The sequence below is a fragment of the Micromonospora psammae genome (genome assembly GCF_036902725.1).
In the GTDB taxonomy this organism is placed as follows: domain Bacteria; phylum Actinomycetota; class Actinomycetes; order Mycobacteriales; family Micromonosporaceae; genus Micromonospora.
Genome location: NZ_JBAKHM010000006.1, coordinates 191,138 through 207,042 on the forward strand (window position 1 = coordinate 191,138; position 15,905 = coordinate 207,042).

The following is a 15,905-nucleotide window of genomic DNA, read 5'->3' on the forward strand; positions in this document are numbered from 1 at the left end:
CTCACGCCGGTAAATGTCGTACCCGCCACGCAGCATGGCGTCATGGCTGCCCCCGCGCTGATCCACTACAGTGGTCAACCCCGTTCCGTGCCGCTGCGCGAGCTGCGCACCCGGCTCACCCAGCTGATCGCGATGGCCGAGCTCACCGACACCGTCACCCTGGTCACCCGCGACGGCGATACCCGCCCGGTCGCCGCGCTCGTGCCGGTCGGCGGCGCGCGCAGCGCGGCCCAGGCGCGGGCCGACGCCGACCGGCTCGCCGCCGTCACCGCCGGCTGGGCCCGCCGCCTGGAGGAGTCGCACCGGCAGGGTGCCCGCCGGCACGCGGCCGAGCTGCGGGTGCTCACCGACGCCCTCGCCGAGGCGTGGGCCGAGCTGGACCGCCGCGTCCCGCCGGGCACCGACCGGGAGCTGGACCGGCTGCGCGCCGCCCACACCGACCTGCTGCGCGACTGACCCGGCGGCGGCCCGCGCCGGGGCCGGTTCAGCCCGCGAAGTGCGGGTCCCCGGCGGTCAGCCGCAGGGTGAACCCGTCCGGGGCCCGGTGCATCGCCACGTGGTCGCAGGACTGGTGGGTGATCCAGAGCCCGAGCCCGCCGGACGTCGCGCCGTCCGCCGGCAGCAGACCCGCGAACGGGTCGGTCGGGCCGGCGCCACCGTCGCTGACCGTCACCACCATCCGGTCCGCGCCCGCCCACAGCCGGAACCGCACCGGCGGCAACCCGTGCCGCAGCGCGTTGGTCACGATCTCGCTGACCGCCACCGCCAGGTCGTCGACGTCGTCCACCGGCAGCCGCCCGGACCCCACCCGGTGCACGGCCTGGCGGGCCTCGACCGGGGTCGGGTCGGTCAGCTCCACCGCCGGGGTGGTGCGCTCGATCGGGTCGACCACGATCGGGCGGTTCTCCCGCAGGTACGCGCGCGGCTCGGTGTACGCCTCGTTCGGCAGGTGGCGACCGTCCGGGGTGGCCGTACGCGGGTGGGTGCGGGCGACGTCGGCGAGCACCGCGGCCGGGGTGGTCCGGCGGTCGTACGGGCACATGCTCCACAGCGGCCACTCGTCGTACGCGTGGTTGATCGCCGACTCGTACCGGGCCCACCAGTCCCAGGTCGGGCCGAACGCGACCGGGGGCAGCTCGCCGACGATCCGGATCTGCGTCGCGCCGGCGGCCGCGTGCTCGGCCAGCAGCTTGCGGTACGCCCGGATCGCCCCCGCCGGCCGGGCGTACACGTCGCCGCCGCCGAGGAACACCACCCCGCTGTCGGGGGGCAGCGCCCCCCGTACCAGCGCCGTGTGGTCGTCGCCGAACGCCACCATCGTCGGCTCGCCCGCCGCGACCCCGTCCCGCAGGAAGGGCAGCACGACGGCGAGCAGCTCCTCGTCGGAGTCGTAGACGATCGCCTCGTGGTAGTAGCCGTGGTGTCCGGCGGCCGCTCCAGTCCTCACCGGGGCGTCTCGATCCGGATCCGGGACAGGCCCAGCAACGCGACCAGTCGGGCGGCGGGCGCCAGGCTGGTCCGCAGCACCACCGTCGCGTCGCGACGCGCGGCGTGCCGGTGCAGGTGCGTCAGGGCGCGGTAGTCGATGAAGCGCAGCTCGTCGGCGCGGACCACCAGCTCACCCTGGTCGACGTGGACCCGCTCCAGGGCGGTGGCGAAGCCGTCCTCGTTGGACGCGTCCAGCTCGCCGGTGAGCACCAGCTCGCCCGGGTCACCCCCGTAGAGGTGGAACAGGACGACGTCGGGGTCGGCCGCCGGGTGCAGGCACGCCAACTCCTCGACGGCGCGGTCACCGAGGAGGCCCCGGTCATAGGCGCAGGCGGCGGTCATGGGGTGGGTCCGCAGGAACCGGTCGACCAGGTGCTCGTACCGGGCGAACGCCGCGCGCTGCGCGGGGGTCCGGACCAGTGAGGTGGCGTCGGCGACCACCCGCAGCCCGGCGTGGCCGTCGTCGAGCGCCGCCGCGGTCGCCGCAACGTACCCCGCCACCTGCGCCTCGGCGTCGACGAGGCCGTGGCCGTACGCGTCCGAGACCGGCACGATCTCGGCGGCGCCGGTGCGCAACGCCTCGCGCAGCCGGGGGACGTCCTGCCATCGCGCGGCGACGGCCTCCGGCGGCTCGGTCGAGGTGTGGCGGACCCGCTCGCCGGCGGCGAGCCCGGCGAGGAGGAAGTCCCGGGCCCGCGCCGTGAAGGCCGCCCGGTCGTCGTAGGCCCAGCAGACGTGGCGCGGCGACGTCGATCCGCTGGTCACGCTGGCAGCCCCATGCGGGCAGTCTATGCCGGTCCGGAGGGCAGGCTCCGCGCGCGCCCCGGCGGCTCAGGTCGTGGTCGCGGTCAGCTTCGCCTCCTGTGGTGGCGGGGCCGGGAGGCGGGACATCGTCCGCCAGGGGCCGCCGGCCAGCGGGGTGAGTACCACCAGCAGGTAGCAGCCGCCCACGGTGAGCAGGGTGGTCGTGGTGCCGAACCGGTCGACGGCCAGGCCGGCGCCGAGGGCGCCCAGCGGCATGGCCGCCCAGCAGGCCGCGCCGATCACGCCGTACACCCGGGCCCGCATGGTGGCCGGCACCCGTTCCAGCTCGACCGTGCCGATCAGCGGGTTGATGGCGCCGGCGGCGAGGCCGGAGACCGCGAAGACCGCGAGGAGCACCGGCAGCGGCGGCGCGGCGGCCAGCGCCCAGAAGGGCGGGGCGCCGGCGACGGCGAAGGTGGTGACGAAGGTGGCGCGGCGGGGGAGCCGGTGCCCGACGGCGCTGAACAGCAGCGACCCGACCATCGCGCCGCCGCCCATCGCGCCGACCAGCAGCCCGAACGCGGCGGCGCCGCCGAGTTCCCGCTCGGCCACCACGGGCAGCAGCACACTGCTCTTGGTGGCGTCGAAGAGGTTGGTGACCAGGACCAGCAGGACCATCGCGCGCAGCAGGGGTTCGCGGACCAGGAACCGCAGCCCGGCGGCGAGGTCGTGCCAGTAGCCGTGGGACTCCTCGCCGGCCGTCCGGGCCGGGCGCATCGCCCGGGGGACCAGGGCGGCGACGACCAGCGCGGAGAGCGCGAAGGAGGCCGCGTCGACGGCGAGCACGGGCAGTGCACCGAAGGCGGCGACCAGCAGGCCGGCCACCGGCGCGCCGACCAGACGGGCACCCCGCTCGGTGGCCTCGAACCAGCCGATCGCCCGCTCCACCGGCACGCCGGCGGCGGCTGCCGCCTCGGGCAGCAGGGCGATCCGCGCGGTCTGGCCGGGGGTGTCGAGCAGCCCGCTGGTGAAGACCAGGCCGAGCAGCGCCCAGAACGGCAGGCCGACCGTGGCGTCGAGGAGGGGGACGGCGGCGACGGTCCCGCAGGAGATCAGGTCGGCCAGGACGCTGGCCCGGCGGTAGCCGATCCGGTCGACGACCACCCCGCCGAGGGCGCCGCCGAGCACCACCGGGGCGGTGGCGAACGCCGCGGTGAGGCCGGTGGCGGTGGGGGAGCCGGTCTCGGCGAGCACGTAGAGCGGCAGCGCGATGAGGGTGAGCACGTTGCCGGTGAGGGAGACCGCGTGGCCGAGGAGCAGCCCGGTCAGCGGCGCCCGGCGGCGTGCCGGCCGGGTCACCGCGGGTCCCGGAACGCGTGGTACATCAGCGTAACGGTGCCGGCGTCGGGCCGGTCCGGGTCGCTGCGGGCCCGCCAGCGCTCCGCCAGCGCCTCCAGGTCGGCGCGCAGCTCCACCAGCTCGTCGCTGGTCAGGTGCAGCCAGGAGTCGCTGCTGGCGGTGCCGCGCACCCACCGCGGCTCCAGGGTCGCCTCGGCGTCGAGGTACGCCCGCAGGCGTTCCACGTACCGTTCGAGGACCGCCCGGCGCAGCAGAGTGGAGGCGGCCTGGCGCTCCGGGTCTTCGAGCGCCTCGACCAGGTTCCACGAGGTGCGCTCGTGGGCCGCCCGCCACCATCGTTCCCGCCGGTCCCGGGCGCGCTCGGGGGCCTCGGTCACGAAGCCGTGCTCGGCGAGCCGGCGGAGGTGGTAGCTGACCGAACCGACCGCCTCGTCGAGGACGTCGCTGAGCATGCCGACGGTCTGCGGACCACGTCGGCGCAGCTCGCCGAGGAGGCGTAGCCGGGTCGGGTGGGCGAGCGCGCGCATGGCGCCCGGATCGGTCAGGTGAAGGGTGGTGGGCTGCTCCGCCATGTCGACAGACTAAAAGCACAAGACATGATGTACAAGAGATGTTGTAGAGATGGGCATCAGCAGCCACCGCCTCGGGGCGGGGTGGGCTCAGGCGGGGCGGCGGCCCTTCAGGCGGCGGCCCAGCTCACGGGCGATCTCCCGGTCGGCGTCCCGCTCGGCGAGCGCCTGCCGCTTGTCGTACGACTTCCTGCCGCGCGCCAGGCCGATCTCGACCTTGGCCCAGCCGTTGCTGAAGTACATCGACAGCGGCACCAGCGTGATCCCGCCGTCGCGGAGCTTCTCCAGAATCCGGGCGATCTCCACCCGGTGCAGCAGCAGCTTCCGGGTCCGGCGCGGCTGGTGGTTGGTCCAGGTGCCGTAGCCGTACTCGGCGATGTGCAGGCCGTACAGCATGATCTCGCCGTCGCGCTCCTGGGCGAACGCGTCGACCAGCGACACCCGTCCCTCCCGCAGCGACTTGACCTCCGTGCCCGCCAGCACGATCCCGGCCTCGTACGTCTTGAGGACCGTGTAGTCGTGGCGGGCCTTCTTGTTGGAGGCGATCAGTTTGCGCTCCGTGTCCCTGGACACGACCACCTCCCGACGACCCCGGCCACCTGCTCGACGGCGTACACCCTATCCAGACCGGGACCGGCGCCGGTGGCAGACTCGGGCCATGCAGCGACCGCCGGCGATCCCGCCCGAGGACATGGACTGGACGTTCGTCATCGACGACGGATGCGCGGAGTGCGGCTTCTCCCCGCACGACGTCACCACCACCGGCGCGCGGCTGCGCGCCGCCGTGCCGACCTGGCGGGAGCGGCTCTCCCGCCCCGACGCCACCACCCGGCCGGCGCCGACGGTCTGGTCGCCGGTCGAGTACGCCTGCCACGTCCGCGACGCCTGTCGGATCTTCCGGGGGCGGCTGGAGCTGATGCTGGGCCACGACGACCCGGTCTTCCCGAACTGGGACCAGGACGCCACCGCCGTCGCAGAGGATTACTTCCACCAGGCACCGAAGGCGGTGGCCGACCAGTTGGCCACCGAGGCGGAGGCGACCGCGGCGGCCTTCGACGCGGTCCGCCCCGAGCATTGGGAACGGCCGGGCCGGCGCGGCAACGGCTCGCGGTTCACGGTGCGCACCTTCGCCGTCTACTTCCTGCACGACATCGCGCACCACGTCCACGACGTCTCCCGGGCCGGCGCCCCGGCGTGAGGCACCCGGGCCCGCCGGCGACGCCGGCGGGCCCCACCCGGATGTTTCCAAGTTCTTGCGAAAGTGAACGCCCGTCCACCCGCTCGGTCCACGCTGGCGCGGCGTTCGGCCCGGTAGGGTCCGGCCGTGATCGAACCCGCCTTCCTCACCGACACCCGCACCTCGTACGACACGATCGTCGACTTCTACGTCGAGTACGTCGGCGACGAACTCGCCGCCCGCCCGCTGGACCGGGCGATGCTGGCGGCCTTCGCCGAGCTGGTCCGCAGCGGTGGGGGCGGCCCCGTCCTCGACGTGGGCTGCGGCCCCGGCCGGATCAGCCGGCACCTGCGCGACCTCGGCCTGGACGTCGCCGGTCTCGACCTGTCGCCGCAGATGGTGGCCCGGGCCCGCCGCGATCACCCCGACCTGCGCTTCACCGAGGGCTCCATGCTGGAGCTGCCGACCGCCGACGGCACGCTCGCCGGCCTGGTCGCCTGGTACTCGGTGATCCACCTCCCCGACGACCGGCTGCCCGAGGCCTTCGCCGAGTTCCACCGGGTCCTCGCCCCGGGCGGGCACCTGCTGCTCGCCTTCCAGGTCGGCGACGAACCGGTCCACCGCACCGACGCCTCGGGCCTGCCGGTCTCGCTGACCTTCCACCGCCGCCGCCCCGAGGCGGTGGCGGAGCTGTTGCGCGCCGCCGGGCTCGCCGTGCACGCGGAGCTGCGGCGGGAACCGGAGCCGCACGCCGGCCGGCTCGAACCGACGCCGCAGGCGTACCTGCTGGCCCGTCGGGTCGGCGACCGCCCGTGACCGGGCGGCCACCGGGGCTCGTATCCTCATCCGGCGGATCCTTGCGGTGGATCGGCAGCGAACGGATGAGGAGGTTGGTGTGAGCACCCGGACCGAGACGTTGGAGTTCCAGGCGGAGACCCGTCAGCTGTTGCAGCTGATGGTGCACTCCATCTACTCGGACAAGGACGTCTTCCTGCGCGAACTCGTCTCCAACGCCTCCGACGCGCTGGACAAGCTGCGGTTGGCGGCGCTGGTCGAGAAGGACCTCGAGGCCGACACCGGTGACCTGCACATCGCGGTCGAGGCCGACCCCGAGGCCCGCACCCTCACCGTCCGGGACAACGGCATCGGCATGTCCCGCGAGGACGTCGTCTCCCTGATCGGCACCATCGCCCGCTCCGGCACCGCCGAGCTGCTGCGCAAGCTGAAGGAGTCCCGGGAGGCCGCGAGCCAGGACCTGATCGGCCAGTTCGGGGTGGGCTTCTACTCGACGTTCATGGTCGCCGACCGGGTGAGCCTGCTGACCCGCCGCGCCGGCCAGACCGAGGGCACCCGCTGGGAGTCCACCGGTGAGGGCACCTACGTCATCGAGACGGTGGACGACGCGCCCCAGGGCACCTCGGTGACCGTGCACCTCAAGCCGGTCGACAGCGAGGACAACCTGCACGACTACACCGACCCCGGCAAGATCCGCGAGATCGTCAAGAAATACTCCGACTTCATCGCCTGGCCGATCCGCCTGGTGACCCCGGACGGCGAGCCCGCCGTCCTCAACTCGATGAAGGCGCTCTGGGCCCGGCCGCGCGACGAGGTCGCCGAGGAGGAGTACCGCGACTTCTACCGGCACGTCGCCCACGACTGGGCCGACCCGCTGGAAACCATCCACATGCGCGGCGAGGGCGTCTTCGAGTACGAGGCGCTGCTCTTCATCCCCTCGCACGCCCCCTTCGACCTGTTCATGGCCGACGCCCGGCGCGGCGTCCAGCTGTACGTCAAGCGGGTCTTCGTGATGGACGACTGCGCGGCGCTCATGCCGAACTACCTGCGCTTCGTCAAGGGTGTGGTGGACGCCCACGACCTGTCGCTGAACATCTCCCGGGAGATCCTCCAGCAGGACCGCCAGATCCAGATCGTGCGCCGCCGGCTGGTCCGCAAGGTGCTCGCCACGCTCAAGGAGATGCGCACCGCGCACGCCGAGCGGTACCGGACCTTCTGGTCGGAGTTCGGCCGGGTGGTCAAGGAGGGGCTGATCGAGGACCCGGACAACGCCGAGGCGATCCTCGACGTCGTCTCCGTCGCCTCCACCCACAACGCCGCCGAACTCACCACGCTGCGCGACTACGTGGAGCGGATGAAGGACGGCCAGAGCGAGATCTACTACGCCACCGGGGAGACCCGGGCGACGCTGGAGAACTCGCCGCACATGGAGGCGTTCCGGGCCCGGGGCTACGAGGTGCTGCTGCTCACCGACCCCGTCGACGAGGTGTGGGTGGAGCGGGTCGGCCAGTTCGACGGCCGGCCGCTGCGCTCGATCGCCAAGGGCCAGGTGGACCTCGACGCCTCGGCGGAGGGCTCCGACGCCGGGCAGGAGCGGGAGCGGCAGGCCAAGGAGTACGCCGACCTGCTCGCCTTCCTCGGCGGCGCGCTCGCCGACACCGTCAAGGAGGTCCGCCTCTCCTCCCGGCTGACCACCTCGCCCGCCTGCGTCGTCGGCGACGCGCACGACATCACCCCGACGCTGGAGAAGATGTACCGGGCGATGGGCCAGCAGGTGCCGCCGGTCAAGCGGATCCTCGAACTCAACCCGACCCACCCGCTGGTCACCGGCCTGCGCGCCGCCCACGAGCGCGGCGACGACGAGCCGGCCCTCACCGAGACGGCGGAGCTGCTGTACGGCATGGCGCTGCTCGCCGAGGGCGGCGACCTGGCCGATCCGGCCCGCTTCGCCCGCGTGCTGGCCGAGCGGCTGGCCCGGACCCTCTAGGCCATCGGCCCGGCGGCCCGTCGGTCAGTCGACCGGCGGGCCGCCGACCGGGTCGGTCAACCGCCGCTCGATCACCACGGTGGTGCCCTCGTCGGTGGAGGACATCCGCACCTGCGCGTACGCGTCCATCAACATCGCGCCGCGTCCCCGGTCCATCGCCGGCCGCCGGTCGCGCCACGTCCCGAAGTCCCGCACGGAGATCCGGACGGTGTCGGCGTCGACCTCCAGCCGGACCCGCACCTCCGGGCGGCTCGGTCGCTGGGCGTGCTCCACCGCGTTGTTGACCGCCTCCGACGCGGCCACCAGCAGGTCCTGCACCACGTCCGGGTCGACCTCCGGGCGGTCGAGCACCACCCGCAGGTCGCGGCGCATGGCCTGCGCCGCGGTGGGACCCGACGGGTACGTCCAGTCGAGGTCGACGTCGGGCACGGCGGACGGACGGGTGGGCGGGGGCGGGGGACCGTCCTCCGGCGCGGCGCTCCTCGGCCGGACGGTGCCGTTCGTTGGCCGCGGTCCGGCGGCGACCGCGCACACGGCGGTGCTTCCCGGACCGGTCGGCGAGGCCGGCGGCGCGGACTCCACGGTCGGTGGGGCGGGCGGCGCGATCTCCACGCTCCGCGGGGCGGGCGGCGCGGACTCGCCGGTCGGCGGGACCGGTCCGGTGGCCGGCTCGTCGGGGTGGGTGCGCAGCCCGGCCCGGCGCAGGAGGACGCGGATCCGTGCCACCAGGTCCGCAGCGGTGAACGGTTTCACCACGTAGTCGTCGGCGCCCAGGTCCAACCCCTCGACGCTGGCCTCACCGCCGGCCCGGGCCGACAGCACCACCACCGGCAGTGCCCGGGTGGCCTCCTCGCGGCGCAACGCACGGACCAGCGCGAAGCCGTCCAGCCCGGGCATCATCACGTCGGTGAGCAGCAGGTCCGGCGGGTTCCGGCGGATCTCGTCGAGGGCCTGGCGACCGTCACCGACCGTTTGTACCCGCCAGCCCTGCGCGGCCAGCAGCCGGGCCAGGTAGCCGCGCATGTCGCTGTTGTCGTCGGCCACCAGGATCCGCGCCTCGTGCGGCTCGTCGCCCTCCGGGCCGGTGCCGGGCGGGACGGCTCCGCCCGCCGGGGCCGGCCCGTCCATGGTGGATCCGGCGAGCCAACTGAACGCCGCCTGGGCGGCGACCTGCGCGACCTCGCCGAGCCCGGCCGGTTCGGGCCCGGCCGGCGGGGCGGTGAGCGCCCTCCAGGGCAGGGCGACGGTGAAGGTCGTACCGACGCCGGTGGCGCTGGCCACCCGCACCTCGCCGCCCTGCAACCGGGTCAGCTCCCGGACCAGCGCCAACCCGATGCCGGTGCCCTCGTGGCTGCGGGAGCGGGCCCCGTGCACCCGGTGGAAGCGTTCGAAGAGCCGGGGCAGGTCGGCCTCGGAAATCCCGATACCGGTGTCGGAGACGGTGAGCCGGACCTCGCGCTCGTCGTGCTCCAACGCCACCCGGATCCGACCGACGAAGGTGTACTTCAGCGCGTTGGACAGCAGGTTCGTGACGATCTGCTCCCAGAGCGCCGGGTCCACCGCGACCGGGCGGGGCAGCGGCGGGCACTGCACCACCAGCCGCAGCCCGGCCCGCTCGACGGCCGCCCGGAAGACGCTGGCGAACTCCCCGGTGACGGCGGCCAGGTCGACCTCGCGGGGGACGGCCCGCGCCTGCCCCGCCTCCAGGGTGGAGAAGGTCAGCAGGCTGTTGACCAGGGTGAGCAGGCGGCCGGCGTTACGCCGGGCGAGGTCGATCCGCTCGCGCTGCGCGGGCGGCAGCGGCTCGTCGGTGTCGGCGAGGGCGTCGCCGAGCGGACCGAGCATCAGCGTCAGTGGGGTGCGGAACTCGTGGCTGACGTTGGTGAAGAAGGTGGTCTTGACCCGGTCGAGCTCGGCCAGCGCCTCGGCCCGCCGCCGCTCCTCCTCGTACGCCCGGGCGTTGCGCACCGCCACGGAGACCTGCTGGGCGAGCAGCTGGAAGAACGACCGGTAAGCCTCGTCGAGGCCGCGGCTGGGGCTCACCCCGACCAGCAGCACTCCGAGTGGCTGGTCCAGCTCGGCCGAGGGCAGCGGCAGGGCCAGCGCGACCCGGACCGGATCGTCGAACGCCCCGGCCGGCAGCGGCATCCGCGTGGCGACGTCGGTGACCTCGGTGGTCGTACCCGACGCGGCGGCCGGCAGCCCCCACCCGCCGGTGTCGCCGGCGGCCTCGACCACGGCGGGCAGCGTGGCGCCGACCACGGCCGCGCCGGCGTGCGCGACCCGCCGCAGCCGGCCGTCCTCGCGCAGGTAGATCGCCGCGAACGGGACGTCGAGCGGATGCCCGGCGATCGCCTCCACCAGACCGGCGCAGGTGGCCCCCGTGTCGACGGTCTGCCCGCCGCCGTGCACGGACAGGTCCCGCAGCAGGCGCAGCCGGCGCTCGCCGACCACCTGCTCGGTGACCTCGCTGCACACGGTGAGGATGCCGACGGTGCGGCCGTCGTCGTCACGCGCGGGCGCGTGCGAGACGCTGAAGTACGCCTCCTCGCGGTAGCCGGCCCGGTCGAGCAGCAGCCGCAGGGCGGGAACCCAGCTCGCCACGCCGGTCGCCATCGCCTCCTCGATGAGGGGCCGCAGCACGTCCCAGCCCTCGGCGAGGGTGACCCGGACGTCGTCGCCGAGCGCGGCGGGATGCTTGTCCCCGATCAGCGCCGAGTACGCGTCGTTGTAGAGCTGGGTGAAGCGGTCACCCCAGAGCAGCAGCATCGGATACCGGGACGACAGCACCATCCGCACCGCCGCTCGCAGGCTCTGCGACCAGCCCTCGACGGCCCCCAGGGGCGTGCCGGACCAGTCGATGCGAGCCATCAACCGCCCGGTGTCACCACCGGCGGCGAACAGGTCCCCCGTAGGCGCGCTCACCTGTGACCGAACCCCATTCGGCCCTCCAGTTCCCGGGCCGGTCGACCCTGCCGGCGTTCCTACCCATCCTGACACCCGCTCTCACCTCGGTCGGTTCGGGGACCCGTGACGTCGCTCATCCCCGCCGGACTCCTGCGCAGTGGCGCGGCGCGGGCGGCCGCCGTCACTGTCCGGGAGCCCGGCCGCCGCCCGACGGGACACCCGGCTCCGCGGGGCATTGTCGACACGCTCGCACGGTCCGCAACTCGGCGTGGAAGGCCCTCGCCTGACCGGGTGAAGAACTTCACAAGAAGTGGGCAATCGGCCGAAACTCTCCCTAACGTCGTTCTGGTCCGCGATCGCGGACACCACGGTCGGTAACGCCTAATCCATGCCGCCGATCGCGAGACCCTGTCACCAGGCATGGAGCGGGGGACCCACTAGTTCCTCGGTGCACGTCACCTCGGGGTGAAGCCGCCAGCGGCGGCCGGGCTCCTCGGCCCGAACCCGACAGCTCACCTCGTCGGCGTGGAGGAATCCACATGGCAACTGAAAACACCGCCCGTCACCGACGGGCCAGCTCGCGCCGCACTGCCGTCGGCACGCTCGCCGTCGGCGCGGTCACCGGGGTCGCGGCCATCCTCGCCCCGGCCTCCCCGGCGAGCGCCGCCGGCGTCAACTGGGACGCGATCGCCCAGTGCGAGTCCAGCGGCAACTGGCACATCAACACCGGGAACGGCTACTACGGTGGCCTGCAGTTCTCGCAGAGCACCTGGGCCGGCTACGGCGGCAAGAAGTACGCCGCCCGCGCCGACCTGGCCAGCCGTGGCGAGCAGATCGCCATCGCCGAGAAGGTGCTCGACGGCCAGGGCATCGGCGCCTGGCCGACCTGCGGCAAGAAGGGCGGCTCGACCCGGAGCTACGCCACCTCGGAGAAGTCGCAGAAGTCGGAGCGGCGCGCCACGCGAGCCGCCACCAAGGAGCGCTCCTCGCGTGGGGAACAGCCCAGCAGCCGCAGCCAGCGGCGCAGCGCACCGGCCGGCACGGGCAAGGTCCACGTCGTCAAGCCGGGCGACACGCTGGCGAAGATCGCCGACGCCCGGGACCTGACCGGGGGCTGGCGCGCGCTGTACGAGCGCAACAGGGGGATCGTCGGCGCCGACCCGGGCCTGATCTTCCCGGGTCAGAAGCTCGCGCTCTGATCCCGTTCCGTCCGGCCCCGCAGGGGACCGGACGGGCAGGTGACACCCGAACACGTGAGCGCCCGGCCGCCGCCCAGCGGCCGGGCGCTCACGGGTCCGCCGGCCCGGCAACGCCTTGCCGCCGGGGCGCCCATCGCGCGTCCGTTCACCCTGCCCGAGGCGGAGACGACGCCGCCCGGTCCGGCAGACTGCCGAGCAGCACGGCGCGGGGAGAACGGTGTGCCAGGTCCTCGGCGACGCTGCCGAGTAGTCGCTCGCCGAGCCCCTGACCGCCCCGACCCACGACAAGCAGATCGACGTCGCGGGACTCGGCCACCGCCAGCAGCCCGTCCGCCGGATGACCGACGACCACCTCGATGCTCGGCGGCGGCAACTCCGCCGGCAGTCCGTCCGCCCACTCGTCGAGCATCCGGCGGGCCCGCCGTTCCTCGTCGGTCGCCTCGCCGTCGACCAGGTCCGGGCTGGTCACCGCGACGAGCACCAGCTCGCTGGCGGTGCCGCTCAGCGTGCGCACCACGGCGCGCAGGGCCCGGTCGGAGTCCGGGGAGCCGTCCACGCCGACGAGGACCCGCAACCCCGTCCCGGTCGGCGCCGGCGGCCGGGACCGCACCTCGACCCGCCGGGTGCCCGCCCGGCCACGCTCCACCGCGATGGGTACGAAGATCGGCCCGAGCAGCCCCCCGACCAGGTACCAGAGCAGGTTGCGGTGCCCGCCCCGGGTGACGAAGACGGCCGCGGTCAGCAGGCCGGTCGCCAGCCAGACCATCACTACGAGGAGCACCCACCACTGGCCCACGCGCGTGCATACCCGACCCGCCCCCGGGTAAAGCCGCCGCGGCGGCGGATAGGGTTGGCCCAGGTGTGCCGGGAAGTCTGGTCGGCGATGGATGACGCGACCCCTGCCGACGAGGAGTTTCCGTGACCGACGCCACCCGGCGCCGCACCAGCCTGTTCGCCCGACACTCGTGGGGCGAGACCAGCCGCATCTCCGCCATCCTCCGCAAGGAGACCGTGGGCGGCGCGCTGCTGCTCATCGGGGCGCTGTTGGCGTTGATCTGGTCGAATTCGCCCTGGGCGGAGGGCTACCGGTGGGTGCGCGACCTGACCGTCGGCCCGTCCGCGCTGCACCTCGACCTCAGCCTCGCCACCTGGGCGGCCGACGGCCTGCTCGCCATCTTCTTCTTCGTCGCCGGGCTCGAACTCAAGCGGGAATTCGTCGCCGGTGACCTGCGCGATCCGCGCCGCGCCGCCGTGCCGGTCGCCGCGGCCGTGGGCGGGGTGGTCGTACCCGCCGTGCTGTACTACCTGATCGCCGCCGGCGCGGGCCCCGGCGCCGGCAGGGGCTGGGCCATCCCGACCGCCACCGACATCGCATTCGCCCTCGCCGTGCTCGCCGTGGTCGGCCGGTGCCTCCCGTCGGCGCTGCGCACCTTCCTGCTCACCCTCGCCGTCGTCGACGACCTGATGGCGATCGTCATCATCGCCGTCTTCTACACCGTCGACCTCTCGGTGGCCCCGTTGCTGGGCGCGCTGGTGCCGCTGGTGGTCTTCGCCCTGCTGGTGCAGCGTCGGGTCCGCTCCTGGTGGCTGCTGCTGCCCCTGGCGGTGGTGACCTGGACGCTGGTGCACGAGTCCGGGGTGCACGCCACCGTGGCGGGGGTGCTGCTGGCCTTCACCGTCCCGGTGATCCGCAGCGCGGACGCCGGTGGCCCGGACGCGGGCCCCGGCCTGGCCGAGCACTTCGAGCACCTGTTCCGGCCGATCTCCGCCGGGATCGCCGTACCGATCTTCGCGTTCCTCTCCGCCGGCGTCACCGTGGGCGGTCTCTCCGGTCTGGTCACCTCGCTGAGCGACCGGGTCGCGATCGGCATCGTGGTCGGCCTGGTCGTCGGCAAGCCGATCGGCATCCTGGTGGCCACCTGGCTGGTGTCCCGGTTCACCCGGGCCGCCCCCGACGAGGGCCTCAACTGGCTCGACGTGCTGGGCCTGGCACTGCTCGGCGGCATCGGCTTCACGGTGTCGCTGCTGATCGGCGAGCTGGCCTTCGGCCTGGGCAGCGAACGTGACGACCACGTCAAGGTCGCCGTGCTCACCGGGTCGCTGCTGTCGGCGCTCCTGGCGACCGTCATCCTCCGCGCCCGTAGCCGCGTCTACCGCCGGGTCCACGAGGCCGAGCGGGTCGACCTCGACCAGGACGGCGTGCCGGACGTCTACGAATCCGAGGCCGACCGGTCCACCGGTCGGTGAGCACGGCGATGGCCGGACGGGCGACCCCCGTCCGGCCATCGCTACGGTCGGGGGTGCCCGGACCGTTATGATCACCGGGAACCGTGGAGCGCCGGGAAGTCCGGTCGGCACCGTGCTGATCCCTGCCCCTGGAGGCTGATCCCGTGCTGCTGCTCTCCTTCGCCGCCGTCCTGCTGGCCGCCGTGCTCGTGTCGGCCCTGGCGCATCGCACCATCCTCTCCACGGCGGCGCTGTTCCTGATCGCCGGTTTCGTGCTCGGCGAGGACACCACCGGGGTGCTGCACCTGCGGGCGGACTCCCCGATCGTGGCGCAGCTGGCGGAGCTGGCGCTGTTCGCGGTGCTCTTCACCGACGGGATGCGGGTGGGCTGGGCCGACCTGCGCTCGGCGTGGCGGCTGCCCGGCCGGGCGCTCGGCTGGGGTCTGCCGCTGACGCTGCTGGTGACCGCGGTGCTGGCGCACTACGTGGCCGGGTTGGACTGGCCGGAGGCACTGCTGATCGGGGCGATCCTGGCCCCCACCGACCCGGTGTTCGCCGCCGCGCTGGTCGGCAACGACAGGGTGCCGGCCCGGCTGCGGCACCTGCTCAACGTCGAGTCCGGCGTCAACGACGGCCTGGCCCTGCCGTTCGTGGTGCTCCTGCTGGCCGTCGCCGCCGGCTCCGACCTGCACCTGGCGGAGCTGGCCACCGAGCTCGCACTCGGGCTGCTGATCGGTGTGCTGGTGCCGCTGCTGGCGATCGCGTTGGAACGGACCCGCTGGTTCGCCGCGTCGGCGGCGTACGCCCCGTTGAACGGGGTGGCGATCGGCCTGCTGGTGCTGGCCCTGGGCAAGGCGACCCACGGGAACCTGTTCCTCGCCGCGTTCGCCGCCGGCATCACCGTGGCGACGTTCGGGCCGCGGGAGCGGGCGGCGTTCGAGCACCTCGGGGAGAACGTCGCCGAGCTGCTGAAGCTGGCCGCGTTGCTGGTCTTCGGCGCGCTGATCTCGGTACGGTTCCTCGGCGAGATCAGCTGGACCGGCTGGGTCTTCGCGATCCTGGCGATCGTGGTCGCCCGTCCGGTCGCGCTGTGGATCTCCTTCCTGCGCTCCGGCCTGAGCCTCCGGGAGCAGGCCGCCGCCATGTGGTTCGGCCCGAAGGGGTTCGCCTCGGTGGTCTACGGACTGCTGGTGCTGGAGTCCGGCATCCCCGCCGCGGACGAGGTGTTCCACCTGGTGGCCCTGACCATCGTCGTCTCGATCCTGGCGCACTCCTCCACCGACGTCGTGATCGCCCGGGCCTTCGACGAGGCCCGGGAGGCCCCGGCCTGGTACGGCGTGCTGCGCCGGGTCCGGGGGGATCGCCGGTCGACGGCGCCGTCGGCACCGCGCGACGAGGCGGTCGAGCCCCGCTCCGCCGGTGACGACCAGGCCGGCCCGAGGTAGCGCGGCCGG

Annotated in this window: 14 protein-coding genes and 1 riboswitch; of the genes, 7 read left to right on the top strand and 7 right to left on the bottom strand. The window is 73.9% G+C overall.

Features of this window, described 5'->3' with window-relative positions; translation table 11 throughout:
• Window positions 1-42: 42 nt before the first annotated feature.
• Window positions 43-456, top strand: coding sequence for a type II toxin-antitoxin system Phd/YefM family antitoxin (locus V6U79_RS12035; protein WP_334614689.1), 414 nt, complete (start codon window positions 43-45; stop codon window positions 454-456).
• A 28-nt stretch (window positions 457-484) separates the two neighbouring features.
• Here the strand turns inward: V6U79_RS12035 and V6U79_RS12040 are convergent, their stop codons facing one another.
• From V6U79_RS12040 to smpB, 5 genes are all read right to left on the bottom strand, one after another.
• On the bottom strand, window positions 485-1,447 hold the full coding sequence (locus tag V6U79_RS12040; RefSeq protein ID WP_334530945.1) for an anti-sigma factor RsbA family regulatory protein: 963 nt from the start codon (window positions 1,445-1,447) through the stop codon (window positions 485-487).
• Window positions 1,444-2,253 carry an MEDS domain-containing protein gene (locus tag V6U79_RS12045; protein ID WP_334530942.1) on the bottom strand — a complete coding sequence of 270 codons (810 nt, stop codon included), beginning with the start codon at window positions 2,251-2,253 and terminating at the stop codon, window positions 1,444-1,446. The genes V6U79_RS12040 and V6U79_RS12045 overlap by 4 nt, the downstream gene beginning before the upstream one ends.
• 66 nt (window positions 2,254-2,319) lie before the next feature.
• Window positions 2,320-3,591 carry an MFS transporter gene (locus V6U79_RS12050; protein WP_334614690.1) on the bottom strand — a complete coding sequence of 424 codons (1,272 nt, stop codon included), beginning with the start codon at window positions 3,589-3,591 and terminating at the stop codon, window positions 2,320-2,322.
• Window positions 3,588-4,163, bottom strand: a complete 576-nt coding sequence (locus V6U79_RS12055; protein WP_334614691.1) for a helix-turn-helix domain-containing protein — start codon at window positions 4,161-4,163, stop codon at window positions 3,588-3,590. Before V6U79_RS12055 ends, V6U79_RS12050 begins: the two co-directional genes overlap by 4 nt.
• Before the next feature lie 87 nt (window positions 4,164-4,250).
• On the bottom strand, window positions 4,251-4,733 hold the full coding sequence (smpB, locus tag V6U79_RS12060) for an SsrA-binding protein SmpB (protein ID WP_334614692.1): 483 nt from the start codon (window positions 4,731-4,733) through the stop codon (window positions 4,251-4,253).
• A gap of 85 nt (window positions 4,734-4,818) precedes the next feature.
• Between smpB and V6U79_RS12065 the strand changes: the two genes are divergently transcribed.
• From V6U79_RS12065 to htpG, 3 genes are all read left to right on the top strand, one after another.
• A complete protein-coding gene (locus tag V6U79_RS12065; protein ID WP_334614693.1) occupies window positions 4,819-5,358 on the top strand; it encodes a DinB family protein in 540 nt (179 codons plus the stop codon).
• Window positions 5,359-5,484: 126 nt separating this feature from the next.
• Window positions 5,485-6,153: a class I SAM-dependent DNA methyltransferase gene (locus V6U79_RS12070; protein WP_334614694.1), complete on the top strand. Its 669-nt coding sequence runs from the start codon at window positions 5,485-5,487 to the stop codon at window positions 6,151-6,153.
• 79 nt (window positions 6,154-6,232) lie between these two features.
• Window positions 6,233-8,119: a molecular chaperone HtpG gene (gene htpG / locus V6U79_RS12075; protein WP_334614695.1), complete on the top strand. Its 1,887-nt coding sequence runs from the start codon at window positions 6,233-6,235 to the stop codon at window positions 8,117-8,119.
• A 24-nt stretch (window positions 8,120-8,143) separates the two neighbouring features.
• Here the strand turns inward: htpG and V6U79_RS12080 are convergent, their stop codons facing one another.
• The gene (locus V6U79_RS12080) at window positions 8,144-11,044 is read right to left on the bottom strand and encodes an ATP-binding protein (RefSeq protein ID WP_334614696.1); all 2,901 of its coding nucleotides are present in this window, start codon (window positions 11,042-11,044) and stop codon (window positions 8,144-8,146) included.
• 364 nt (window positions 11,045-11,408) lie between these two features.
• A riboswitch (cyclic di-AMP (ydaO/yuaA leader) is annotated at window positions 11,409-11,567 on the top strand.
• On the opposite strand from V6U79_RS12080, the gene V6U79_RS12085 reads away from it, so the two are divergent.
• Window positions 11,566-12,225: a transglycosylase family protein gene (locus tag V6U79_RS12085; protein WP_334614697.1), complete on the top strand. Its 660-nt coding sequence runs from the start codon at window positions 11,566-11,568 to the stop codon at window positions 12,223-12,225. Its footprint overlaps the riboswitch before it by 2 nt.
• 145 nt (window positions 12,226-12,370) lie before the next feature.
• On the opposite strand, the gene V6U79_RS12090 is transcribed toward V6U79_RS12085, so the two are convergent.
• Window positions 12,371-13,006 (bottom strand): universal stress protein, encoded by a 636-nt coding sequence (locus tag V6U79_RS12090; RefSeq protein WP_334614698.1) that lies wholly within the window; start codon window positions 13,004-13,006, stop codon window positions 12,371-12,373.
• 137 nt (window positions 13,007-13,143) lie between these two features.
• On the opposite strand from V6U79_RS12090, the gene nhaA reads away from it, so the two are divergent.
• Complete coding sequence (nhaA, locus tag V6U79_RS12095) at window positions 13,144-14,472, top strand: Na+/H+ antiporter NhaA (RefSeq protein WP_334530912.1); 1,329 nt, start codon at window positions 13,144-13,146, stop codon at window positions 14,470-14,472.
• Window positions 14,473-14,615: 143 nt separating this feature from the next.
• A complete protein-coding gene (locus tag V6U79_RS12100; protein WP_334614699.1) occupies window positions 14,616-15,896 on the top strand; it encodes a cation:proton antiporter in 1,281 nt (426 codons plus the stop codon).
• The last annotated feature ends 9 nt before the right edge of the window (window positions 15,897-15,905 follow it).

Bases quoted from the DNA above. Each gene is read 5' to 3' on its own strand.
- V6U79_RS12035 (WP_334614689.1), top strand. From the start codon at position 43: ATGGCTGCCCCCGCGCTGATCCACTACAGTGGTCAACCCCGTTCCGTG.
- V6U79_RS12055 (WP_334614691.1), bottom strand. From the start codon at position 4,163: ATGGCGGAGCAGCCCACCACCCTTCACCTGACCGATCCGGGCGCCATG.
- V6U79_RS12065 (WP_334614693.1), top strand. From the start codon at position 4,819: ATGCAGCGACCGCCGGCGATCCCGCCCGAGGACATGGACTGGACGTTC.
- V6U79_RS12085 (WP_334614697.1), top strand. From the start codon at position 11,566: ATGGCAACTGAAAACACCGCCCGTCACCGACGGGCCAGCTCGCGCCGC.